The sequence below is a fragment of the Runella limosa DSM 17973 genome (assembly GCF_000482465.1).
GTDB lineage: Bacteria > Bacteroidota > Bacteroidia > Cytophagales > Spirosomataceae > Runella > Runella limosa.
The window spans coordinates 19,743-42,693 of sequence record NZ_AXVJ01000025.1 but is presented as its reverse complement, the minus strand read 5'-3'; the positions used below and the strand labels follow the sequence as shown (position 1 = coordinate 42,693).

Below are 22,951 nucleotides of genomic sequence, written 5' to 3'. Positions count from 1 at the left end.
TTGGCTGTTAGATGCTATTTTTTGCAGGCTCAATTTTTTCAAACGTGACTTTTTGGGAGGGACGTCAAAAACGCAACTCAAAAAACCACTGACAGAACGTTTGCCAAAAAGGAAACTTGTAAAAATTGAGGACAGAGTAATGATAGATTAAAAGAATCCCCAGGGCAAGCGGAAATACATTTAGCCGTTTGTGCGACCGCCAATCCCAAATACAAAGCGCTATCAACAGCAAATCGGTCAATATAAACCCTGCCACGGGCGTAATAGGCCAGCCTTCCAACAAGGGCAAATAAGCCCGAATCCCAGGCGCAAAATGGCCAATGAGTCTGTCGGTAATGGGCGTAACCATTGGAAAAGCACTACAAACCAAGTACCGTGCGTGAATGGTCGCTTTCTTTTTGTAATAAATGCCCAAACCGTATAAAATCAGGAAGGCAACGAGTGCGTTGATTACCAGTGCGATAAAGAAATACTCCATTGTGCCTAACGCCTGGCTTTTGCCAATTTGGAATTTGAGCAAATCCAAGGTAGTGAGAATGACCAATGGGACTAATACGTAAGAAGCCTTCCCGATTTGGCGGTGTAACGCCGTTTTCTTTTGGCGAATGAGGTAGGGTTGGACAACCAGCATGGCGCACCACAAAATCAGACTGATGCCGTGGGTGTGCATTCGATAATTGGCTTGGTCTAGCAATCGGGAAAAATAACTGAACCAAAAGCCAATGACCATCAGCAGAAAAAATCCAATAAAATAGAAGTGACTCCTTTTAAATAGCGTGGTTTCGAGTTTCATCGTTAAGCGTGTTTTTTAGGGAAATAGATTGAGCGAATATGATTTAGTAAATAGTTGATTCTCTTTTGGATATTTGCAAAATACTATTAAAATTTTTATAATTGTACTTGTAAATCAATACATTAACCACACATTTCTTCTTGGCTGCTATGAAAAACTTTCTGCTGTTTGTATCGTTTTTGTATGTACTTGGCAGTTGCCGAGATAAAAATGAAAGCCCTCAACCCAGTGTTTATCCTGAGTTACAAATCAAGGCTATTCATTTCCCTGGCATTCCAGATGAAAATGTAACAATTGACCCTCTTAAATGGACTATCCATGTCAAAATTCCTGCGGCTTTAAGCGCGACCCATTTTATTCCAACTTTAGAACTTTCAGATGAAGCGCAACTGTATGATTCTTCTGAGCTTACTGAGTTGAGCAGGGTCTATAGAATGAAATACCCCAACGAACAAGACTTGAGTGTACGAATTAAAAGTAAAACATCAAACAGAAAAATAACATACACGATAAAGACAACACCTAGTGCTCCGCTCAAAATTACTCAATCAGAGCCTCTCGTCGATTTTGTTATTGGAGATTCTTCTTATATCAACATAGATGCTGAAAATACTGCTGGCAATGCAGTCCCTCAAATGGCTATCTTTAGGAATAAGAAATCTGGGACTGAACACACGTTAAATTTTAATTCAATTGGGTCGATTGGACTCATTCATAATACTTTAAGACTCTCTGCGGCTTCCCTTCCCTTTGAATTAGGTGATTATGATATTTCTTTCCTGATGGCGGATGGAGCCGAACTAAAAGTAGGGCCTAGGGTCAGGATACTGCAAGGTAAACCTAGCCTAAATATGAGTGCTGGGAGTAGCATGAATAGAGTGGCAGGCAAAGATTTGGCAGTTGGTGGAATCAATCTGTTTGAAAACACGGTTACTTTTCGATTACATTATCCCAACGGGACAACGGTTCCGTTGCAAGCCAATTATTCCTTAAATGGACGAGCGGCTACGTTGTCTATGCCTTCGCTTTTATCTCCTGGCTATTATGGAGTTGAGGTTCTTCGAGACAATCGGCCTTTGGGTATCAGCTACCGATTGAGTATTTTAAAAAACGAAGTACAAACCATGATTATGGCCTTGAACAATTTACCCTTTCGTAACTATCCCAGTGCTGAACCGATGGTTTTGGCCCGTAATCAGCGTATTTCTGTGCATTTTAATGCTGTAGTGCCTTACGGAATTTATGGCGTAACCGACAAATATGTAATGACTTACGCAGACGAATCAAAACCTGAATCTGTTTTTCGTTTTCCGATTACGATTCCCAATGAAGCGGCACCTCACTTTACCATTCCCGCCGATGTTCCTGCGGGACGTTACAAAGCTATAATTCAGGAAATAAATCCTGCCACAAAAGAAGTAGTACAGCAAAGCGAACCTTTTGAACGAATCGTGGTATTGCAATAATGAATTAAATACAAATGCTTCCGTTTTTGGGACTGGTTGTTATACTCAAATCATGGCTTTTATGATGACTTATCTAACGGTAGTTTTATTGTAAACGTCGTTCCTTGGCCTTCCATACTTTCTACTGCCAACGTTCCATCGTGCCCTTTGGTGATGATGTCATAACTCAGCGACAAACCCAGTCCCGTGCCTTCGCCTGTGGGTTTGGTGGTAAAAAAGGGCTGGAAGATTTTGGGTAAAATATCATTCGGAATACCGCCACCGTTGTCGCTGACTTGTATTTCGACCGCGTTTGCAAGGCGTTTGGTCTGTACCGATACGGTTGGTTTGAAACCTGCGGGTTGTAGAGACGTTGCATGCAACGTCTCTACGGTGTTTCGTTGATGGACGGCATAAAAGGCGTTGTTAAACAAATTCAACAAGACACGGCCAAGGTCTTGCGGGACAACGTTGATTTTGGAGAGGGTAGGGTCAAGATGAATCTGAAAATCAGCATTAAAAGCTTTATCTTTTGCCCGCATTCCGTGGAAGGAGAGTCGTAAATATTCATCGCAAAGGGCGTTGATGTCGGTGGGTTGGCGTTCACCTGTACCCATGCGCGAGTGCTCCAGCATCCCTTTAACGATGCTTGAGGCACGCTTACCGTGGTGGTTTATTTTTCCAAGATTTTGTGAAATATCAGCCAATATTTCTGCTCCCACCCCTTCAATGTGGGTTTCTTCTTTGAGTTCATCAATAAGTTCGACGGACAATTCGGCGAAGTTATTGACAAAGTTCAACGGATTCTGAATCTCATGAGCGATGCCTGCCGTGAGCTCGCCGAGGCTGGCCATCTTTTCTTTTTGAATCAATTGATTTTGCGCCGCCTTCAATTCCTCCAATGATTGCTCAAGCTGCGACGTTCGTTCACGTACTTGTCGTTCAAGCGTTTCGTTCTGAGCTTCAAGTAGTTGCTGTCTTTCTTGTTCTTGCTGTAGCGTTTTTTGGGTAAGGGTATTGTTTTCTTGCAGCTTCTCAATCAGCACTTTATTGGTTTGAGAAAAACTGATGGCCAAATAGAGCGAAATCGACAGCGGTACGCACAGAACGGCGATTTGGTAGGTTAAAATACCTCCAAATCCTTGAGGAAACAAGGGCGAAAAACCGTAGTATGCAAGGAGAAGGTCAAAATAAAACAGCATAAACATCACCAACGAAATCCCCATGCCAATCATGATGAGGCGAGCCCCTGGGAGATGCTTCCGCAAAGCCACCACCGTCACCCGAATCACCTCGGCCGTCATCAGTAGTTCGGTGCCGAGCTCGGCCCAAATGGAGCCTAATGAGTAGGGGGTAAAAAGGCTTAACATAATGACCGCCCCAAAAACGACAATGAGCCAAAAGAGTATCCCTGTTTTTTGGTGATAAATTTCATAAATGGCACGTATCAAAAACAGGTACGCAATGGGGAAAGAAAGGGTTTGAATAAACTCGACAATGAAATAAAGCGAAAGGGTTTCGACAAACTCAAAAGAAAGGGGAATGCAAAAAAAAGCAATTCCTAGCGCCAAGGTTGTTCCCGAAAAATAGAGGTTGGCGCGCTGGGTTCGGTAGAGGGAGAAAAAGGATAAGTGCAAAAAGGTGAGAATAAAAAAGACCCCGACCTGAAACCAACCGTAATCGCTTTGTTGGCGCTGGTAAGCTTGGCTTTTGGGGGCGTTTTCGGTTTCAATCAAAGTGGCTCGGAAGCAATGGTTCTTGTTGAAACCCACACGGTTATAAAAAGAATTTCGCTCATATGCTACCCGTACTGCGATTTGTACAAACGGATAACTGACCGAATAAGGTAATCCGATGGAGTTGTTGTGGAAAATATTGGCCGCTTGTATAATGCCTCGTTTGGCGTCAATGTTACCGATTTTTCGGGCCAAAATACCGTTGATATATACCTCAGAAGCTACACTTTGGCTGATTTGGAGGGTGGTTAATTTTTGGGCAACCAGCGGCGAAAACTCAATCGTGGTGCGGAACCAGCCGTATCCCTTTCGAGAGAGTTGGGGAATGGCGTTGACGTCTTGCGTAGGGTCAATTATTTTCCAGTCGCTGTCGTCAAATTCGGGGTCAGCCCATTCGTGGTTATCTCCCTCGTGCCATTTCCATCCGTTGGTCAAAACCAACCCTTTGGACGGAATACTGTCGATGGTGTTTACATTCTGGCCTTGGGTCCCGACCCAAAACAGCAAAAAGAAAAGGATTAAAATTGGGTTTTTCATGGAAAGGCTGTATTGAAAAGAATGGTTTGGAAATGCTAGGAAACAGCAATGGGCGCGGTTGTTATGGGAAGCCGAATCGTAAACGTGGTACCGTTACCCTCAGCCGATTCTACTTCGATTTTGCCACCGTGGCCTTTGGTAATGATGTCATACGCCAACGACAACCCTAAACCAGTGCCTTGGCCAGTAGGCTTGGTGGTAAAAAAGGGTTGGAAAATTTTGGCTTTGACTTTGTCACTCATCCCCGCGCCGTTGTCTTTGACTTTGATAATGAGCTGGTTGTCGTTTTTTTCGGTGAGCACACTTACCTTGGGTTTGAAAGATGGGTTAGATGCCCGCGTTACATTGACGGCATAAAAGGCATTGTTGATAAGGTTAAGCAGGACACGTCCAACGTCTTGAGAAACTACGCTGATTCGGGGAAGGTCAGGTTCGGTAATGAGCTCAAATTCAGCGTTAAAGCTTTTGTCTTTGGCGCGCATTCCGTGGTAAGAAAGGCGCAGGTATTCGTCGCACAAGGCATTGATGTCAGTGAGTTGGCGCTCACCTGTACCCATCCTCGAATGCTCCAGCATTCCTTTGACAATACTGCTGGCACGCTTGCCGTGGTGGACAATCTTTTGAAGGTTTTGCTGCAAATCATCCGCAATTGCCTTGACTTCCTCGGTATCGCCGCGCTCAAGCTCTTCTTTCATTTCGTCGATTAATTCGGTCGATACTTCTGAGAAATTATTGACAAAATTCAACGGATTCTGAATCTCGTGGGCAATGCCTGCCGTCAATTCTCCCAATGAAGCCAATTTTTCTGACTGAACTAACTGTGCTTGCGCGGCTTTGAGACTTAGCAATGACTTTTTGAGCTCCGACGTACGCGTGGCTACTTGTTTTTCGAGCAACTCGTTTTGGGTACTCAAGAGGTGCTGCTTTTCTTGTTCTTGGGCTAAGTTACGCGCTGAAAGTTCTTCGATTTCGGTGATTTTTTTGAGCAATGAACGGTGGGTTCGGGTGTATTCTTTTACCAACGACAAAGAAAGCCCAACGGGAATACTCAATACAAATATGAGGGCTAAAATGCCTAAAACGACCAAGAAATATTCGCTAGTAGATTGAATTGAGTCAATGCTGTAAGCCAACATCCCAAAAAGAATGGAGACCGCAAAGAACACCACGATACAAACCGCCATCGCAATGAGGGTATTGACGGGCACTTTGGCGTTGGGGTGGCGTCGGCGGTCGGCAAGGATACTGACCCGAATAAAATCAACAAATAACAAAACGAAGAAAGGCCAAGTTTGAGTTTCAAAAGGGAACGTGATGTCAAAAATCGTGGATGTCAAGGCCAATACCATGAGCCCTGCTTGAAGGTAAAAGAAATACTTGAAGGGCTGATCGAGGTAGAGATACAGCGAGACATTGATGAGAAGAAGGCCAAGGTAAAGCGTAATCAGCGTGATTAACTCATTGATTTCGTGGCCACTAATGGTGGTAATATGGTCGTCGAGAAAGTCAGCGAAGAACGAAATACCAAAGAATAATAACGTAAATCCCAGCGATAAGCTAACCTTTTGCTGGCGATTGGTTGAATAAAAAAGAAAGTGCAATAAGCTAAAAATAAAGAAAACGCCAATGCAAAATGCCAGCGCTCGACTCATTTCTAGGTTATCCCGATAAAAAGAACCTCCCCAGCGATTAATGTCATGAAGTCTGATTTTAAAAATCTCTTGGCCTGTGCCTGGAAAATAAAAATTGCGCTTCGTAAACGAGTAACGAACGGCCAAAACGTGCGGTAGCGTGTCTGGAAGCGTGATGGGCAGCAATTCGGCAAGTACTTTGGTTTTTTCTACGGCAGGGTCGGTGCTGACGATCCCAATCTTGTGGAGTAATTTTCCATCAAGGTAAATCTCCGAGGCACCCATTTGCTCAATGTTTAGGAACAACGTCTTTTTTGCAAGGCTCGAATCAACGCGAAGAGGCTTGCGGAACCAGCCAATTTGGGCTTTGCGCAGTTCGGGAAAATGGCTGATATTTTTGTACAAAACGGGGGCATCTTTCCACGTAGAGTCATTGAACGACGGAGCTGCCCACTCCGCGTTGTCGCCTTCTTTCCATTTCCAAAATTTAGATAGAGAGTTACCGTCAGCAGAAATGCTTTTGATAGGGGCGCGGCTTTGAGACCATGCCTGACAACTGATTAAAATGAAAAGAAAAACTTTAAATAAATGCTTCATAAAAAATGAGGTTAAGAAGGATTTGGCAAAGTAATGATAAACGTCGTTCCTTCTCCTTCAATGCTGTCGAGTTCGATGGTTCCTCCGTGGCCTTTGGTGACGATGTCGTAGGCCAAACTTAGCCCCAAACCCGTGCCTTGTCCTGTGGGTTTGGTGGTAAAAAAGGGTTGGAAAATTTTGGATTTGAGTTCTTCTGGAATACCTGTTCCGTTGTCTTCTACTTTGATGACAATTCCTTGCTCGGTGGCTTGAGTATGTACCGAAACCGTGGGGGAATAGTCCTTGATTTCTAATTTTCCTTTGGCTTGCACCGCATAAAATGCGTTGTTGATGAGGTTGAGCAAGACCCGTCCAAAATCCTGCGGAATGACATTTACTTTCGGCAAAGATTCATCAAGAAAGGTATTCATTTTGGCATTAAACGACTTGTCTTTGGCGCGTAATCCGTGGTAACTCAGGCGCAAATATTCGTCGGCGAGGGTGTTGAGATTAATCGGTTCTTTTTTGCCCGTGCTCGCCCGCGAGTGCTGGAGCATCCCCGTGACAATGCTCGATGCGCGTTTCCCGTGGTAATTTATTTTTTCTAGGTTTTGGAAAATATCGTCCAAAATCTCATTCTCAAGTTCTTCGTCGCGCTCTTTTTTTGTACGTTCCGATTTGAGCTCGTCGAGCAGTTCTACCGATACTTCCGAAAAGTTATTGACAAAGTTAAGCGGGTTCTGGATTTCGTGGGCGATACCCGCCGTAAGTTCGCCCAAACTCGCCAGTTTTTCCGACTGAATCAGTTGTTGTTGGGTGGCTTTTAGGTGTTTTAGCGATTGGGTGAGGGCAGAGGTTCGTTCGGCTACTTGTTTTTCAAGCAAGTCATTTTGCTGAGAAAGAATGCGTTGTTTTTCCAAAGATAATTCTTCTACCTCTTTTAGCTTTGATTGCAATTCTTTTTCGGTGGTTGAAATGCTACGCGCAATCAACATGGAAAGCGTCAGCGGAGTACAGGCATAAAAAGCAATCATTAAGAAATTGGCCCAGTTTTGCACCGAACCGACCTGAATTGTTCCCGAAATGATGAGCAAACGAGCGCTCAAAAAAACAATCATTAAGACAAAAGAAAGAATCAGAGAACGGGAGTCGCGTTGATTGGATTTACGGGCAAGTACAACTTTTCGGACGACTTCTACCAACAATCCAAGGATACTTCCATAATAGATGTATTGGGTAAGCGGAGCGTCGGGGGTAAGAATGCTTACCGAAGTAACGGTTAGAAAAACTACGCCTAACACCTTAAAAAACCAAGAAATTGGCTGCTGTAAGTAGCTGATAATGGTGTAGCAAAGGATGAGTATATAAAGTGAAATAAAGAGACTGTAAGCAAAAGTGAGAAGTGAGGCGGTAAAAGGATGGCTGATGCCAAATAAGCCATCGCCTACCACAAAATGCAGGGTGGCAAACAAAAGACACAGGGCAAAGGTGCGGTTGTAGCTTTTGGTTGTATTGTAAAGATAAAGGATAAAATGCAAAACCGCCATGACCAGAAACAATCCCGCCAATGACCAATTATACCAAGCGACGTATCTACCCGATTGGAAGGCTTTTTCAAAACGCCCCGTTGGCTCAATCAGTGTAGCTTCAAACATCACCTTTTTTGAAGGAAATAACTTTTGAAAAAACGTTGGACTGCTGGTGTACGAATGCCGAACGGTGAGGGTATAAGTTCCTGTTTTGGGAAAAACAAGGTAGGAAATACTGCCCAAGGCCGTCGAAGATGTGATTTCGGAGGTAGGGTCTTCGCTTACTTTTCCCAGCTGACGAATGAGCTTTCCGTTTAAGTAAATCTCGGAAGCTCCCGTCTGGCGAGTGAGGAGGGCAAGCGGGCGTTGACACAAGCTGGAATCTATTGTCAGGATAAGCCGCAACCAACTGACTTTTGAGGAAGCAAAATTAGGGTTTTCTGAAAAAGGCAAGGACACGTCGATGGGTTTCCAAACGGTATCTTTGGCATTTTCTGGCCGCCAGCTCCAGCCTTTATCAAAGGGGACACCAGTTGCTGGCAGAGAATCCACTTGGAGAGAAGAAATCTGCGCATCGACGCGTGTGGTAATCCAAAAAAGAAAAATGAATAAATAGTACTTCATCAATGAGCGGGTAAAGTAATGGTAAACGTTGTTCCTTCTCCTTCAACACTGTCGAGTTCGATGGTGCCACCGTGGCCTTTGGTGACGATGTCATAGGCTAGACTCAATCCCAGCCCCGTGCCTTGTCCAGTAGGTTTGGTGGTAAAAAAAGGTTGGAAAATTTTGGATTTGAGTTCTTCTGGAATACCCGTTCCGTTGTCGCCTACTTTAATGATGATTCCAAGGTCAGTTTTTTGGGTACTAACTGTCACGGTAGGCATATAGTTTTCGGGCTGGGTGTTGCTTCGGGCTTGTACGGCATAAAACGCGTTGTTGATAAGGTTGAGCAATACCCGTCCAAAATCCTGTGGAATGACGTTGACTTTGGGCAAAGACTCGTCAAAAAAGGTGTTCATTTTAGCATTAAATGATTTGTCTTTGGCGCGTAATCCGTGGTAACTTAGGCGTAAATATTCGTCGGCGAGGGCATTGAGGTTGACGGGTTCTTTCTTGCCCGTACTGGCCCGCGAGTGCTGCAACATTCCCGTAACAATGCTCGAAGCCCGCTTTCCGTGGTGATTTATTTTTTCTAAATTTTGAAAAATATCCTCCAAAATCTCTTCTTCCAACTCTTCGTCGCGCTCTTCTTTGGCTTTGGCTCGCTCGGCTTTGAGTTCGTCCAACAGCTCCACGGAGACTTCGGAGAAGTTGTTGACAAAGTTGAGCGGATTTTGAATTTCGTGGGCGATACCTGCCGTGAGTTCCCCCAAACTTGCCAGTTTTTCCGATTGAATCAGTTGCTCTTGGGTCGCTTTTAGGTGCTCAAGGGCTTGTTGAAGTTCCTCTTTTTGTTTGGTAATTTCGGCGGTACGCTCGGCTACTTGGTATTCCAAATCCAGTTTTTTGGCCTCCAGTATTCGGTTGTTTTCTTCTTCTTGGACGAGTTTTTGTTGTTGCTTTTTAAATTCCCTTTGTTGGTTTCGGGCAATAATAGCAAGCACAAAACTGAGCACAAAAACGATGGATTTGGCCGTTTGAAAGAAGAAATCGTAACTTTCGTAGAAATTGGGCATCCAGTATTCGGCCAAGTTGTCAATTAAGAAAACAACACCCAGCGGTACTATCATCCAAAACAGTAAACGGGCATTCGGAACTTCTTCTTTTAAAATATAGGCAGGCCCTGCCACCAAAATAAGCAGACCAAAAAAGACGGGAGGTGAAAGCTTTTCGCTGTCGGTCACAACCTCCACCAACAATAAACCAAAGGCAATAAGCCGCCCAATGCGGATACGTTGATGCCACTCAGGGAGTCGTTCGGCGGTTTGTAAAAACTTTTGAACAAAAGGCAGCAAAAAGAAAGCCACCAGAAAAGGGAGGATAAAGCTCATAACTGTGACCGAACGAGGTTTTGTTAGGAATAAGTTATATCAAAGGTCGCAATAAGTTGTTTTTTGTCCAATATCTGTATTTTTGTCCAATATTGCTTACTCGCTATGTCTTTTTACCCACTATATCGTTCGTTAGGCATCAGGGCTGAAGAAGTCCGAACCGTCGGATTGTTTTTCTTGCACCACTTTTTTTTAGGCTTTGGGACGATGCTTATTTACGTATCGGCCAACGTCATTCTCCTTGAAAATCACCCAGAAACGAGCTTGCCGCTGGCGTACATGGCTTCGGCCGTAGGAATGATGCTCGTGGGAAAAATATACAGTTATTTTGAACACCACTTGCTGCTCGACCGCCTCGTGATTCGGGTGCTTTGGGCAGTGTTGGCACTGACCGCAGTTATTTTGGCCTTGGTTTATTTTGGTCATTCGGTGGTAGCAGCGGTGGCCATTATGGTGGGCTTTCGAGCGATTTATTTATTAACAAATCTTGAATTTTGGGGTGTTTCGGCGGTTGTGTTTGATGTGCGTCAAAGCAAACGCCTGTTTGGGGTCATCAGTGCGGGAGATATGCCCGCCAAAGCCCTCGGCGGGGTGTTGGCAGTATTGATTCACGGGCATACCGAGTTGTTGGTGCTGCTTTTGTTGGCATTTGGCTTCTTTTGGGCAGCCATGTACACCGCTGTGCAAACGTTTCGGTCGCACAAAGTCGCTACCGAACACGGCCACGCTCCCGTCCGCCGCACCCAATTGCCGCGACTCATTGCGCAGTTGTTTGGAGGAAGCGAGTTGATTTTTGCGATGTGCTTGAGCCTGACGGCAGTAGCCATCATGGCTACGGGGGTTGAATACGCCTTTTTTATTAATGTTAAATACAAACTTCACAGCCAAGCCGATGTAATGAAATACCTCGGTATTGTGTTGGCTCTCACGTATTTACTGGCAACGTTCGTCAAACTGATTGTGTCTCGCCAAACGGTTGAATACTTTGGTATCAACCGAATGTTGGCCTTACTGCCCGTGGGAGGGTTGTTGGTGTCGATGGCATTAGGCGTGATTTTCTTCACGGAGGCCGACGTGTCGGTGCAATTGGTGGCTTATTGCTTTGTTTATTTGGGCTTTGAGGTCGTGCGTCGGGCGCTTTTTGATCCCGTTTTTTTGGTACTTTTTCAACCTCTTTCTACCCACCAACGCCTGCGCGGACATACCCTGGCCAAGGGGTTTTATGAGCCGTTGGGACTAGGAATTGGGGGATTGATGCTGTACTTGAGCCATCATTTGTGGCAAGGAGGCGACTGGTTTTTGGTAGAGGAAATTGTGATTGGGGCTTTGTTTTCCTTGTGGTTTTTGAGGAGAACGTACCGCCAATACGTGCTTACGTTGCAAGAGGCGTTGAGCAAACGTTTTATGGCGGCGGAAGATTTGGCCGTCCCCGATGAGGCCGTTCATGCGGTGTTGAAAAACTTACAAAGTGATAAACCTAAGGAAGTTATCAACGCGATTGAGTGGTTGGTGGCCAATCGCCCCAAAAGTGTGTCATCAGATCGCCTGTATCGGTACGTGACTGAGTTGGTTGGACATTCCAACGAACGTATTCGGGTGAAAGCCCTTGACATTGCCGATCAGCTTAAAGTAAAGCTCAAACCAGCCCAGCTTCGAATGATGATTTTGCACGACGTAGAAGCGAGTGTTCGGGAGAAGGCTGCGTATGTATTGAGTAAAGATTCCGAATCGGCGGCGGTAGAGTTTTTGTACCACGACGATTTGGTGGTTAGAAAAGGGGCATTGCTTGGGTTATTGACCACCCATCCTGAACAAGTACAAGGGCAGACGGCACTCAAAGCGATGCTGCAAAGTGAGCAGGTGAAAAGTCAGTTGGCCGCCCTCGAAATTGTAAAAGAATTGGGCTTGTCAACCCACTGTAAACTGATAGGTAACGCACTAAAACAGCCTGAATCCGCAGTAGTCATGGCAGCTATTGAGACAGCAGGCAGGTTGAACGATCCAGCGCTGACCGAACAAGTGGCGGGATTATTAAATGAAAAAAAATACTGGCGACAAGCAGCACGAAGCTTGGCCAAATTAGAAGCTATATCTGTACTGGCTGCTTTAGAAACCTCGGCTAAATCGTTGGCAATAACCCAGCGCGTCATTGTGACGGCGGGACTAATGCAGTCGGCAGAGGCCCATGCGTTGTTGGTGGAGTTGGTTCAACGCCCCGACGTGGCTATCCGAACTTCGGCTTTGCAGGCACTGCGCAATTATCCCAATGCAAAAGGGAAAACGGCAGTTTTTGAACAACTATTGAAAGAAGAATTTTTATTGGCACAACGGCTCCTTCACTCGACGAGCGAGGAGGTAAGCGTTGAATTTAAAAACAGTCTTAACTACGAACAAGAGGTACTTATTCAGCGTATTTTTGGGTTGCTCATGCAGCAATATGACCAAGAGGCGATTGTAAGTACGCAGACAAGCTTATTGCACAGTTCGAAAGAGCGCCGTGCCAACTCACTCGAACTACTCCAAAATGTCGTTCCACGTCAGGTGTACGCAAGTTTGCATACCTTGCTTGACAACATTACGGAGGCCGATAAAATCCGCCTTATTGACGTTCATGTAGGAGCTTATACCGCCAAAGAACCCATCAAAGAATATATTTTGCGGCACGGAGCGCGCTATTTTACCGACTGGACAATTCGGTTGGCATTGCGAGGAGTTCCGCCCGAAACCTTATTTCAATACCCCGATTTACGCCTTATGAGTCATTCTTCTGCTACTGCTACCGTTTCTATCACGGAACGAGTTATGGTTTTGAAAAACACGGAGCTTTTTGCCGAAACTCCCGAAAATGTGTTGAGTAGCATTGCTCCCATCATGCGTGAAGTGAGCTACCACGAAGGACAAACCATCTTCGAAAAAGGCGATTTGGGTACCAGTATGTTTGTAATTTACGACGGCGAAGTGGGCATTTACGACGGAAAAGTACAATTGGCCCGCTTTGGACGGGGCGATGTATTTGGGGAATTGGCCTTGTTGGATGCGGAACCACGTTCGGCAGGCGTAGTGGCGCTATCGGATGTTCAATTGTTCCGCATCGACCAAGGTGATTTTTACGATTTGATGGACGAACGTGGGGAGGTGCTTCGGAACATCATCAAAATTCTTTGCCAACGGATTCGTACCCAAAATACCAAGTTGCGCCAGCTTTCGACAAAGTAAATCTCACTTTTCTACACTTCCAGCTCAAACTGAAACGAGTTCAACACTGTTCCATTGACTTGAATATCAATCTGATGGATTCCTGCGTATAGTTGCCGCGTAGTCATGTTGGGACGAAAAACGTGGCGTTTCGACAGTGTTTGGGGAGCGCTAGGCGAGAGCACAAGGGTTTGTAATTTAAAGACTTTTTTGCTGGTCATCAACCCTTGCTTGTTCTGAAAATACAGGATATAGTCCACCGCAACGGTTTTGGTTTCGTTGCTGCTAAGTTCAAATGAAAACGAGAGCGTATCGCCTACTTTTGCGCGTGTGTTAAACTGCAATGCACTGAGGTGAATATTGGCACTGTTGCCAAAACCCAACATACGAAGTGCTTCGGGATGGCCCATTTTTATCAACGTTCGTAACGAATGTTTGGTGATAAAGCTCATTTCCACTTCCGACTGGCGATCCGAGGCTTGCCAATTTTTTAACGTTTCCAGTACCAATTCAGGCTCAATTTTAGCAATATCATTGAGGTGATTGGCCACACTGCGCGTCACAAAACGGGTGTTGTCGGCGTAAAGTTGGTGGAGAATCGGCAGGGCGTCGTTGGCCGAAGTATGGATTTTTTGCGCCCAAGGCAGCTTGGGGCGACTTCCTTCGCTGCATAGCCGCCGAACGTGGTAGTTGCTATCGTTAGCCCATTGGAGCAACGTAGCCATCGTTTCTTCAGGAAACGCGTTGATAAAGAACCGAATGGCGTATTCGGCAGAGAACCGTTTCGTGATTTCTTTGATGGCTTCCAATGAAAAAGCAAGGTGTTCGCGGGAACAGCCGTAGTTGGCTACAAAATCGCTAAACGGGGCGTAGATAAAATCCCCAAAATCATTGTCGGTGAGCTCCTCGTTCAAAGGAGTAGGAAGCGCTTGCAATAAGACGGCAGTAGCTTCTTGATAATCAGCAGGTAAAAAGTGGCGAAGGCATTGACGAATGTGGGCAATTCGCTCTTTTAACTCTAGCTGGGGAAAAGCCTGAACGACCTCTTTTTGGAATTTTTCTTGCTCAAAAGCAGGATGTACGTTGGCGATGGAACGGGCCAAAAACGCCACCTTCGAAGGGTTGAATAGGTGGTCTTTGAGGGAAAATCTTTCTTCCATGAGCAATTTGTTTTTGTAAGGCTGTTGACCTACAAAGATACAAATAGAAGCGCTAAACCTCGGAAGAAATGGGCGAAATAGCGTCGGTTTGTACATTTAAAATAAAACCTACCCGAAAGACATTGTCGATGCTAATGCGGGGGTCATGCTGGAGCATTTTGCGCAATTTTGAGATAAAAACATCAAAGCTACGCCCCAAGAAATAATCTTTTTTACCGTAAATCTTTTCGACGGCATCTTCGCGGCGGAGGATTTGATTCTTATGCTGACAGAGCAGTTTTAATACTTCATTTTCGGTTTCGGTGAGGCGCCACGTTTCGTTTTGGTAGGTAAGTTCTTGGCGCGAATAATCAAACAGGTAAAGACCAAGTTCAAAGCGTTGAAGGGAGGTCGTCGCTGGAGGCACAGTGGTTAGTTGACGCCGTAAAAGCACTTTGATGCGGCACAACAATTCGTCTTCGTCAAAAGGCTTGGTAATGAAATCTTCGGCACCAAGGGCAAACCCCTTCAATTTGTCATCTTTGAGTGAACGAGCCGTTAAAAACAAAAACGGCGTTTGGCTATCTTGAAGTTGACAGTGCTGTGCCAGCGTAAAACCATCCATTTTGGGCATCATAACGTCAAAAATACAGAGGTCAAACGGATGCCGTTGAAGCGCAGTAAAACCACTTTCGCCATCGCGACAAAGTTTAACTTCAAAGCCGTTGTCTTCCAAAAACTCCGTGAGCAAAAAGCCCATGCTTAAATCATCTTCGACCAACAAAATTTTGGGTTTTTGTTCCATGGTTAAGCGGTTAGGTTGTTACAGGGGCAAACCCGTGTTTAGTACCGTAGGAAGATAGACTTCAAATTTACTTCCGCGATTTTCTTCGCTGCTAACCCGTACAAAACCTTTGTGCAGCTCAATCATGCGTTTGACATACGCAAGGCCCAACCCGAACCCTTTGGCGGAGTGTTGGTCGCCTTGGTGGATGCGTTGAAATTTCTCGAAAATTATTTCGCGCTGGTGGGACGGAATCCCAATTCCGTTGTCTTGAATGGCGACAATGACGCCTTGTTCGTCGGTTTTAGCCGAAATGTGAATCAACGGGCGTTCTTTTGTGTACTTGAGTGCGTTGTCGAGAAGATTGCGAAAAACGCTGGTTAAGTGCTGTTTATCTCCCCAAATGTATAAGTCGTGAGGGATGTCTTCTAGCGACACATTCGCTTGGCGCTCGGTAATGGGCATGACCAAACTATCGACGGCCGTTTGGAGTAAGTGTTCGACCGATAGCTGTTCTTTTTCGAGGGCATAGTCGCCATTTTCTACTTTGGCCAAATGGAGCACACGCTCCACTTCTTGCAATAATTTTTTGTTTTCACGACGAATCACTTCTACCAGTTGGTTGTCTTTCAGTTCGGTGTGTTTTTTTGATAACATGCTCACGGCCAGTCCAATATTGCTGAGTGGAGTTCGGAACTCGTGCGCCATGTTATTAAAGAAGTCAACGTTGGTTTGTAACAAACGTTTTTGCTTCATCAACGACCAGTTGACGAGTAGTAATACTACCGTCACAAAAATCAGAATCACCACGGTGGCGAGCATCATCACGTTCATACTACGTAGGATGAAGCTTTTTTTGTTGGGAAAACTCATGCGCAAGTAAGCTTCTTTGCCATTCAACGAAGGCAATGAAACGGCCGTTTGATACATATTGGGCTGGCATTTTTTGGTGGAAGAAAGGCTCAACTGATAGTCTAAATCAATTTGATAAAAAGCCAATGTTTTGTTCAACTCGGCCCGAAAATCAGGTTTATCAACCAATCCAGCGGGTAAGTGACTGACGTTGGTCATGACGAGCGTTTCCGAATTTTTTGAAATGGAACAGTGACTACCCGCGCACAATGCCCCGCCTTTATAAGTTTCGATGGTAGCACAAAGCGCCATGGAGACGCGTTGGTTAAAAATTTCTTCAGCGAGCTGCCACGAGTGCCGCATCCAAATCAATTGGATGACCACTAGTGCAATGCCCCCCAACGCCGATGCAATAAGGATGACGGATATGTTGTTTCGTTGGATTTTCATACAACAAATGTACGACCCAATTCCAGAATACAGACTGAAAATAACAACTTGATAACAAGTGGGTAACAGCCCGATGACACCAAGCAATGGGTAGGCTGCCGTACCTTTGTAGGGTCAAAACAGTCCAATTAATTTATCACTCTTTAACGTATTTCAAGTATGAAAAAAGTCCTTTTGTCCGCGTTGTTTTTGGTAGCCGTAGCCTCGGCAGAAGTTGCTGCTCAATCCACTCCTAACTGCTGCGATAAGTCGAAGTGTTGCAAAACTGCCCGCTGCGACAAAGAAGAAACGGCAGCTAAAAACAAAGAATGCCAAACTTCATGCACAAAAACGGCTTCTGCCAAAATAGGAAAATTGGCAAAATCGAAGGCCATCGCGAAGTTGTAATTTAACTTTGAATGGCGCGGATTGATTCGCACTTATTTAAAAAACGCCATCTTGTGGGGGATCCGCAAGATGGCGTTTGGGTTATAAAGAAATGTTTATTATCGCCTCAATAGCTTAAAACCAACTTCGCGGCCTTGGCCTTTGAACATGGCAAGGTTGATCCAGAAAAACGCAAATTGTTCCATCAGTTGAAATTTATCATTTCCACCTACGTCATAACAAGCGCCAAAACCTGCATCCAGCGCTAATTGAGAAGCGATGGCCTTCCCTTTTTCAGAGTCTCCCGCCACAAATGCGTCGATGGCGTGTTCTCCGTAGTGCGGGTCAAGCATATTGTTGGAACCTGTGGTATTGAAACACTTCACTACGTCGGTGGTGGTGGTGTTGGCCAAAATGGCATCGGATGTGTTGTTGAAGCCCGCAGGCCTGCGTCCCATCACGATGTTCATGGTGTCAATGATGACTTTGCCCGTGGTATCGCCCAGCGATTGAGCTACTTCTACGGCCAAAGGGGCAGGCGTGGCAAGCACAATGACGTCGCATTGTTGCACGGCGCTTTCGATGCTTGTAAAATGGCCTTCACCGATTTTGGTGGCGAGCTTAATTGACTTGTCGCTCAACGGGAATTTGGCACCCATTAAGACAGTATGACCCGCGCTGATAAACTTTTGAGCTAATGCCCCGCCGACATTGCCCGAACCGATAATTGCGATTTTCATATTTCAATTAGTAGTTTCATTAGTATAGAAATCCATCTTTTGGCTCAACCTTAGGGGGTAAGTTACGTTCTTCTAACATTTCTTTCAAGTCTCGCTCAATCGTATTGCAAATAGAGGTCATCGGAACGTCCGTAATTCGATTTTCAAACGGGTCTTCGTTGACCTCACCTACCTTGCCCATTACCCCAAATACAAACGAAACGAGCATACTCACTGGAATCATTAGCTCAGGAATGCCCATTTTGTTGAAATCACCAATCAAAGAAAACGGAAGAATGGCCATAAATACCACCATGAATAATTTGGTAAAAAAGTGGTATTGGCGCAAAAGAGGCGTATTTTTAATGCGTTCGCAAGCTCCTTGGAAATTGTTGAAGCCTGCCAGCGTAGGTTCGAGACTAATGTTGTCAAAAGCCCCCAAAAGCTCTGAACGCATTCCCTCTTTGATACGAATGCCCTGAGTTTGAAGCAAATAATTGGGTTTGTTTGACTTGTTGGCAAGGATTTCTATCTCTTTTGGAGAAAGCAACGATGAAAGCTCTTCCCAGCTAGTTTGCCGACGAAGATGTAAACGCAGCGCATGGGCAAAGGCTATCTGACGGTAAATCAATTCTTTTTTGTAGTCATCAGCTAAGGTCTGAGATGCCTTGCCAATGGCCACAGCGTTGTCGGCATTGGCGATGATTTGGCGTGCAAAAATGCGGCTATTGTTGATAATATTTCCCCAAATCGTACGGGCTTCCCACCAGCGGCTGTAGGAATTGTTGTTGCGAAAAGCCAAAAAAATGGCCAAGGCACTTCCTAAAATGGCCGCAACGGAAAATGGGAAAACTACTTTTTCGAGCTGCTGGTTGTGGTACAAAAAATAAACAGCGACAGAAAGACCCGCCGAAGCAAGTAATTCGGTACGCATGTAACGAGCAACGGCAATGGGATTAAAAACTTTGCGAAGAATCATGGTGTTTAAAATTAAATTCGTAGGAAAATTCCTGTTTTACGGGTGATTCTAAATTTCTTTCTTCCTATTTGGTTAAAGTGAATCAACGCTTCTAATCGGAGTTACCTTCTTATTTTAAGCCAGTCATAAGCTAACCAAAACATTGACAATAATGACTGAAAATGATATTTCATATAGAATACGAGGCTGCATTTTCAAAGTCTATAAAAATTTAGGACCTGGGCTTTTAGAAAGTGCGTATGAAGTCGCTTTAGCACATGAGCTTCGTAAGGACGGTTTGACGGTTAGTAACCAAGTGACTCTTCCAATGATTTATGAAGACGTAAAGGTGGACATTGCTTATCGCTTAGATATTGTGGTTGAAAATAAGGTTATTATCGAACTCAAATCCGTTGAGAATCTTTTGGATGTACACCACAAACAGGTTATTACCTACTTAAAGCTTTCTGGAATGAAACTTGGTATATTGGTGAATTTCAATACCGATGAAATTTCAAAGAGTATTTTTCGAAAAGTCAATGGTTTGTAATCTTAGCTCGCAGATATACGCTGACAGGTTCTGCGTGGTTCAGCGGGTATTCCTTCTGCGTAATCAGCGGGTTAAGTTTTTTTTGCCCGCAGACTTACGCTGATTTTTTCGCAGATATACGTTGACAGGTTCAGCGTGGTTCAGCGGGTATTCCTTCTGCGTAATCAGCGGGTTAAGTTTTTTTGCCCGCAGACTTACGCTGATTTTTTCGCAGATATACGCTGACAAATTCAGCGTGGTTCAGTGGGTATTCCTTCTGCGTAATCAGCGGGTTACACTTTTTTTTCCAACGCTTTGACGACTAACTCAGCTGCGGCGGCTCCGCTGTTTTGTTGTTGACCCGTAATCAAATTTCCGTCTTGGATAGCGTACGAAGAGAAGGGAGCGGCGACTTTGAAGGTCGTTCCTGCCAATTTTTGAGCTTCCGTCTCGATGCGGTAGGGCTGAATTTTCATGCCAACGGCTTGGTCCGCAAATTCTTCTTCAGCATCGGCAAAACCTGTCCACGTTTTTCCTGCGACAATCAGTTCTCCGTTCGATTTTTTAGCTTCGAGCAACAACGTCGTCGAGTGACAAACGGCGGCACTTGGTTTGCCCGCTTCGTAGAAATCAGCAAAAAGTTTCTCTAGTTCGTGGTTGCCTCGGTAGGTGTATATCGGGCCTTGTCCGCCTACCAAAAAGATAGCATCGTACTCGTCTGCTTTTACTTCGGTTAGTTTTTTGGTGTTGGTGAGCATTTCATTAAACCACGACTGCTGCATGTAGCCGAGCGAAATCACGTCGTGAGCAGAATACCCACTGGCATCGGTTGGATTGGAATACGTATCCATCTCCAATTTGCCACCTTCGGTCGATACCAATTCTACTTCGTAGCCTGCTTCCTGAAATACACGAAGAGGGTGGGTGAGCTCTGCTACCCAGAAGCCAATCGGCCAACCTGTTTGTTGTGAGACACTTGGCGAACTAGCCACCATTAAAATTTTACCCTTGGTAGGCGCGCCGTGGAAATGTACGTAGCTGTTAATTTCTGTAATCATTGTGATGTGTTTTGGTTGTTTATGGAGGCAAAATTGTTTCCTCAAACACTCAAAACCATGTGTACCACTTTTTTGTACGATACGCACTAAAAAGTATGTATAGAATTACGAGGATGTATATTTATCTTTGAAGATCAGGTTAAATACATTTAAAAAGGTAGCCTCAGCGAGGCTAAATCTTAGTAGAAAAAGAGATACAGAGACACTCCAAAAGCCCCATCGGGGTGACATCTTTCACCGAACGTCGGCCGCCTCGATGGGGCTTTGTGGTGGATTTTATTCATTTTTCTACTAAGATGTAGCTCCTCTGGAGCAATGAATAGCACTCTATATTTTGATACATTCAACCTGTTTGAAGATAGGTTTACTAACTACGTGATACAATTTCAAAATGGGAGATTTTAGATACAATGGCAAAATGTACTACAATCCTGTAGAGTTTGCGATGGACCGCATTGGCGGGACGTGGAAAATGCCGATTTTGTGGCGCTTAAAAGACCGAGTGATGCGGTACAGTGAATTGCAGAAAGATATTCCTCACATTTCGCAGAAGATGCTCACCACCCAGCTTCGTGAGTTGGAAGAAGATGGGTTTGTTACTCGCAAAGTATATCCAGTAGTTCCACCAAAAACTGAATACACGATTTCGGAGAGAGGGTTACGAGCCATCGAGGTTGTTAATACGATTCGGAATTACGGCTTAGAGTTGATGAAGGAAATGGGAATTACCGACAAATAACCCGCATTAGCTTAGAGATGTTGGTTAAAAAATAGCAGCGTATCTGCGATGTGTTCCTCCCAGTACTCCCACGAATGTTGCCCTGCAAATTCTTGGTAAATGTGCGGTAGATTGTTGTCTGTTAGGGTTTTGTGGAGTTCTCGGTTGTGCTCAATCAGAACATCTTCGCGGCCACAATCAAAGCGGAAAGGAGGGAGGCTATCTTTGTTTTGAAGTAAATACTCCCCAACCCCATCTTGCTCCAAGGCATCGGCCTTTAGTTGGTCGAAATCAGCTACAAATTCGGCAATTTGATCGAAGTGGGTAATGCTTGACAGACCCGAAAATGCCCGAAACAACGAGGGATACTTTGCCCCCAAACGCAATGCCCCGAAACCACCCATCGAAAGACCCGTGATAAAAACAGGACTATCGTCGGTAGCTTGGGAAAACTGCTCCTTTACTACTTGAATCACATCTTCGACAATCCAGCGCTCATAGTTGGCGGTTTGGTGCGGTACATAGCCACTCCCATCACCGTATAGCCCATCGGAGGGCATGGCCAAAATCATGGGTTTGATCTCGCCACTATCCATGAGCTTTTGTGCTGTTTCGTGTACTTTCCCTTTCATTGTCCACGCCCAATGACTACCGTAAACCCCGTGTAACAAAATGACGATGGGCAATACGCCTTCAGAAATTGTGGGGGTATAAACCGTCAAGTCTGCTCTCTTTTTCAGCGCATTACTTTTCACCGTTAGGAAGTGCAAGCCTTGAAAAAAAGCATGTTCGGTAGTGAAGAAAGAACTCATAAAGCCGATGGGTTAAAAGACAATCACTCCTTTGGCATTTACTCCTGCGTGCATATCCGCAAATGCCTGCGACAAGCTACTGAGGGGGTACGTGCGGGTTACCATTTTATCCAAAATCAAATCGCCTTTGGCGTAGAGATCTTGTAAAATAGGAAAGTCGATTTGTGGGCGGGTTTTACCGTACAGCGGGTTGATGTATAGTTTGTCCCATTCAAACAAGTTCATGTCAATGACAATCTCCTGCTCGATACCGCTGACTTGAACCGCCATGCCTGCATTGCGAACCATGGCCAAAGGCGCAGCCCCCAGGGCAGGAATGGCCGTACATTCAAACGCGTAGTCGGCGCCTCGCCCGTTGGTCATGGTTTTGACTACTTTTGCGGCATTTAGCAAACCGTTGTCGGTTTTTTCGGCTAAAACAGTGTGCGTAGCTCCGTATTCTTTGGCCATTTCGAGGCGCAAAGGGTTGATATCGACGGCAATGATTTTACCCGCTCCAGCGATGCGCGCCCCTTGAATGACGTTTAAACCCACTCCTCCCGTTCCTAATACGACCACCGAGGTGCCAGGTTTCACCTTAGCTGCATTGACGACCGAACCGTAGCCTGTCATCACCCCACAACCAACGATAGCTGCCGATGAAAAGGGCATTTCAACGTGCATTTTAACGCAAGCGGCTTCTCGTACAAGGGTGTACTCCGACATGGTTCCGAGGCTAAATGCCCGTTCAATAGGCACACCATTGTAGGTAGTAGAACTAAACGTGGCGTGCCCTTCGCTCAGTTTATTGCCCGCCGTTACGGCTGAGTTGCGTTCGCAGATGTGTTGGTTGCCTTCTTGGCATTGGAAACATTCGTAGCACGGAATGGCCCAGTTGAGCATTACTTTATCGCCTACTTGCAGGGATTTGACCCGATTTCCAACTTTTTTTACAATCCCAGCCCCTTCGTGTCCCATCACCAGTGGTTTCCCCCACGACTGCGAATCCCAATCGGTATGGCATACGCCTGCGGCTTTGATTTCTACCAAGACTTCATCGCCTTGCGGGTCGGCTAAGGTGATGGTTTGAATCGAAAATTGTCCGTTACCATCAGCAACGGCTGCTTTGGAGTGTAACATGGGTCTAGGCTTAT

Annotated in this window: 18 protein-coding genes; 5 read left to right on the top strand and 13 right to left on the bottom strand. The window is 45.2% G+C overall.

All coding sequences use genetic code 11. The annotated features are described in order from the left end of the window. Positions 1 to 64: 64 nt before the first annotated feature. Complete coding sequence (locus tag K339_RS0100175; protein ID WP_028521792.1) at positions 65 to 793, bottom strand: hypothetical protein; 729 nt, start codon at positions 791 to 793, stop codon at positions 65 to 67. 149 nt (positions 794 to 942) lie between these two features. Between K339_RS0100175 and K339_RS0100170 the strand changes: the two genes are divergently transcribed. After that, complete coding sequence (locus tag K339_RS0100170) at positions 943 to 2,259, top strand: hypothetical protein (protein WP_028521791.1); 1,317 nt, start codon at positions 943 to 945, stop codon at positions 2,257 to 2,259. Between the two features lie 59 nt (positions 2,260 to 2,318). On the opposite strand, the gene K339_RS32175 is transcribed toward K339_RS0100170, so the two are convergent. Genes K339_RS32175 through K339_RS0100150 form a run of 4 tightly spaced genes read right to left on the bottom strand, consistent with a single transcriptional unit; the run spans position 2,319 to position 10,238 of the window. Beyond that, positions 2,319 to 4,511 (bottom strand): sensor histidine kinase, encoded by a 2,193-nt coding sequence (locus K339_RS32175; protein ID WP_037298754.1) that lies wholly within the window; start codon positions 4,509 to 4,511, stop codon positions 2,319 to 2,321. 35 nt (positions 4,512 to 4,546) lie between these two features. Beyond that, a complete protein-coding gene (locus K339_RS37815) occupies positions 4,547 to 6,739 on the bottom strand; it encodes an ATP-binding protein (protein ID WP_028521790.1) in 2,193 nt (730 codons plus the stop codon). 11 nt (positions 6,740 to 6,750) lie between these two features. Continuing rightward, a complete protein-coding gene (locus K339_RS37810; RefSeq protein WP_037298751.1) occupies positions 6,751 to 8,871 on the bottom strand; it encodes a sensor histidine kinase in 2,121 nt (706 codons plus the stop codon). After that, positions 8,871 to 10,238 carry an ATP-binding protein gene (locus tag K339_RS0100150; protein ID WP_028521788.1) on the bottom strand — a complete coding sequence of 456 codons (1,368 nt, stop codon included), beginning with the start codon at positions 10,236 to 10,238 and terminating at the stop codon, positions 8,871 to 8,873. The genes K339_RS37810 and K339_RS0100150 overlap by 1 nt, the downstream gene beginning before the upstream one ends. A gap of 105 nt (positions 10,239 to 10,343) precedes the next feature. On the opposite strand from K339_RS0100150, the gene K339_RS0100145 reads away from it, so the two are divergent. Beyond that, positions 10,344 to 13,454 carry a cyclic nucleotide-binding domain-containing protein gene (locus K339_RS0100145; protein ID WP_028521787.1) on the top strand — a complete coding sequence of 1,037 codons (3,111 nt, stop codon included), beginning with the start codon at positions 10,344 to 10,346 and terminating at the stop codon, positions 13,452 to 13,454. Positions 13,455 to 13,465: 11 nt separating this feature from the next. Here the strand turns inward: K339_RS0100145 and K339_RS0100140 are convergent, their stop codons facing one another. Genes K339_RS0100140 through K339_RS0100130 form a run of 3 tightly spaced genes read right to left on the bottom strand, consistent with a single transcriptional unit; the run spans position 13,466 to position 16,658 of the window. After that, positions 13,466 to 14,593: a DNA alkylation repair protein gene (locus K339_RS0100140; protein WP_028521786.1), complete on the bottom strand. Its 1,128-nt coding sequence runs from the start codon at positions 14,591 to 14,593 to the stop codon at positions 13,466 to 13,468. A gap of 52 nt (positions 14,594 to 14,645) precedes the next feature. Further along, positions 14,646 to 15,377 carry a response regulator transcription factor gene (locus tag K339_RS32165; protein ID WP_037298749.1) on the bottom strand — a complete coding sequence of 244 codons (732 nt, stop codon included), beginning with the start codon at positions 15,375 to 15,377 and terminating at the stop codon, positions 14,646 to 14,648. Between the two features lie 18 nt (positions 15,378 to 15,395). Continuing rightward, entirely contained in the window at positions 15,396 to 16,658 is a 1,263-nt protein-coding gene (locus tag K339_RS0100130; protein WP_028521785.1) for a sensor histidine kinase, read from the bottom strand. Between the two features lie 159 nt (positions 16,659 to 16,817). Between K339_RS0100130 and K339_RS0100125 the strand changes: the two genes are divergently transcribed. Beyond that, complete coding sequence (locus K339_RS0100125) at positions 16,818 to 17,045, top strand: hypothetical protein (protein WP_028521784.1); 228 nt, start codon at positions 16,818 to 16,820, stop codon at positions 17,043 to 17,045. A 98-nt stretch (positions 17,046 to 17,143) separates the two neighbouring features. On the opposite strand, the gene K339_RS0100120 is transcribed toward K339_RS0100125, so the two are convergent. Together K339_RS0100120 and K339_RS0100115 are read right to left on the bottom strand one after the other, a co-directional pair. Then, the gene (locus tag K339_RS0100120; RefSeq protein WP_028521783.1) at positions 17,144 to 17,764 is read right to left on the bottom strand and encodes an NADPH-dependent F420 reductase; all 621 of its coding nucleotides are present in this window, start codon (positions 17,762 to 17,764) and stop codon (positions 17,144 to 17,146) included. Between the two features lie 19 nt (positions 17,765 to 17,783). Further along, positions 17,784 to 18,722, bottom strand: a complete 939-nt coding sequence (locus K339_RS0100115) for a bestrophin family protein (protein ID WP_028521782.1) — start codon at positions 18,720 to 18,722, stop codon at positions 17,784 to 17,786. Positions 18,723 to 18,873: 151 nt separating this feature from the next. Between K339_RS0100115 and K339_RS0100110 the strand changes: the two genes are divergently transcribed. Beyond that, positions 18,874 to 19,251, top strand: a complete 378-nt coding sequence (locus tag K339_RS0100110) for a GxxExxY protein (protein WP_028521781.1) — start codon at positions 18,874 to 18,876, stop codon at positions 19,249 to 19,251. A 272-nt stretch (positions 19,252 to 19,523) separates the two neighbouring features. Here the strand turns inward: K339_RS0100110 and K339_RS0100105 are convergent, their stop codons facing one another. Beyond that, positions 19,524 to 20,288: a type 1 glutamine amidotransferase domain-containing protein gene (locus tag K339_RS0100105; RefSeq protein WP_028521780.1), complete on the bottom strand. Its 765-nt coding sequence runs from the start codon at positions 20,286 to 20,288 to the stop codon at positions 19,524 to 19,526. A 391-nt stretch (positions 20,289 to 20,679) separates the two neighbouring features. Between K339_RS0100105 and K339_RS0100100 the strand changes: the two genes are divergently transcribed. After that, positions 20,680 to 21,027, top strand: coding sequence for a winged helix-turn-helix transcriptional regulator (locus tag K339_RS0100100; protein ID WP_028521779.1), 348 nt, complete (start codon positions 20,680 to 20,682; stop codon positions 21,025 to 21,027). Positions 21,028 to 21,038: 11 nt separating this feature from the next. Here K339_RS0100100 and K339_RS0100095 read toward each other — a convergent pair whose 3' ends face one another. After that, on the bottom strand, positions 21,039 to 21,818 hold the full coding sequence (locus K339_RS0100095; protein WP_028521778.1) for an alpha/beta hydrolase: 780 nt from the start codon (positions 21,816 to 21,818) through the stop codon (positions 21,039 to 21,041). 12 nt (positions 21,819 to 21,830) lie between these two features. Then, positions 21,831 to 22,937 (bottom strand): alcohol dehydrogenase catalytic domain-containing protein, encoded by a 1,107-nt coding sequence (locus tag K339_RS0100090; protein WP_028521777.1) that lies wholly within the window; start codon positions 22,935 to 22,937, stop codon positions 21,831 to 21,833. Positions 22,938 to 22,951 lie beyond the last annotated feature (14 nt).

Coding starts and splice junctions, on each gene's coding strand:
- K339_RS0100175 (WP_028521792.1), bottom strand. CDS start 793: ATGAAACTCGAAACCACGCTATTTAAAAGGAGTCACTTCTATTTTATT.
- K339_RS0100170 (WP_028521791.1), top strand. CDS start 943: ATGAAAAACTTTCTGCTGTTTGTATCGTTTTTGTATGTACTTGGCAGT.
- K339_RS32175 (WP_037298754.1), bottom strand. CDS start 4,511: ATGAAAAACCCAATTTTAATCCTTTTCTTTTTGCTGTTTTGGGTCGGG.
- K339_RS37815 (WP_028521790.1), bottom strand. CDS start 6,739: ATGAAGCATTTATTTAAAGTTTTTCTTTTCATTTTAATCAGTTGTCAG.
- K339_RS37810 (WP_037298751.1), bottom strand. CDS start 8,871: ATGAAGTACTATTTATTCATTTTTCTTTTTTGGATTACCACACGCGTC.
- K339_RS0100150 (WP_028521788.1), bottom strand. CDS start 10,238: ATGAGCTTTATCCTCCCTTTTCTGGTGGCTTTCTTTTTGCTGCCTTTT.
- K339_RS0100145 (WP_028521787.1), top strand. CDS start 10,344: ATGTCTTTTTACCCACTATATCGTTCGTTAGGCATCAGGGCTGAAGAA.
- K339_RS0100140 (WP_028521786.1), bottom strand. CDS start 14,593: ATGGAAGAAAGATTTTCCCTCAAAGACCACCTATTCAACCCTTCGAAG.
- K339_RS32165 (WP_037298749.1), bottom strand. CDS start 15,377: ATGGAACAAAAACCCAAAATTTTGTTGGTCGAAGATGATTTAAGCATG.
- K339_RS0100130 (WP_028521785.1), bottom strand. CDS start 16,658: ATGAAAATCCAACGAAACAACATATCCGTCATCCTTATTGCATCGGCG.
- K339_RS0100125 (WP_028521784.1), top strand. CDS start 16,818: ATGAAAAAAGTCCTTTTGTCCGCGTTGTTTTTGGTAGCCGTAGCCTCG.
- K339_RS0100120 (WP_028521783.1), bottom strand. CDS start 17,764: ATGAAAATCGCAATTATCGGTTCGGGCAATGTCGGCGGGGCATTAGCT.
- K339_RS0100115 (WP_028521782.1), bottom strand. CDS start 18,722: ATGATTCTTCGCAAAGTTTTTAATCCCATTGCCGTTGCTCGTTACATG.
- K339_RS0100110 (WP_028521781.1), top strand. CDS start 18,874: ATGACTGAAAATGATATTTCATATAGAATACGAGGCTGCATTTTCAAA.
- K339_RS0100105 (WP_028521780.1), bottom strand. CDS start 20,288: ATGATTACAGAAATTAACAGCTACGTACATTTCCACGGCGCGCCTACC.
- K339_RS0100100 (WP_028521779.1), top strand. CDS start 20,680: ATGGGAGATTTTAGATACAATGGCAAAATGTACTACAATCCTGTAGAG.
- K339_RS0100095 (WP_028521778.1), bottom strand. CDS start 21,818: ATGAGTTCTTTCTTCACTACCGAACATGCTTTTTTTCAAGGCTTGCAC.
- K339_RS0100090 (WP_028521777.1), bottom strand. CDS start 22,937: ATGTTACACTCCAAAGCAGCCGTTGCTGATGGTAACGGACAATTTTCG.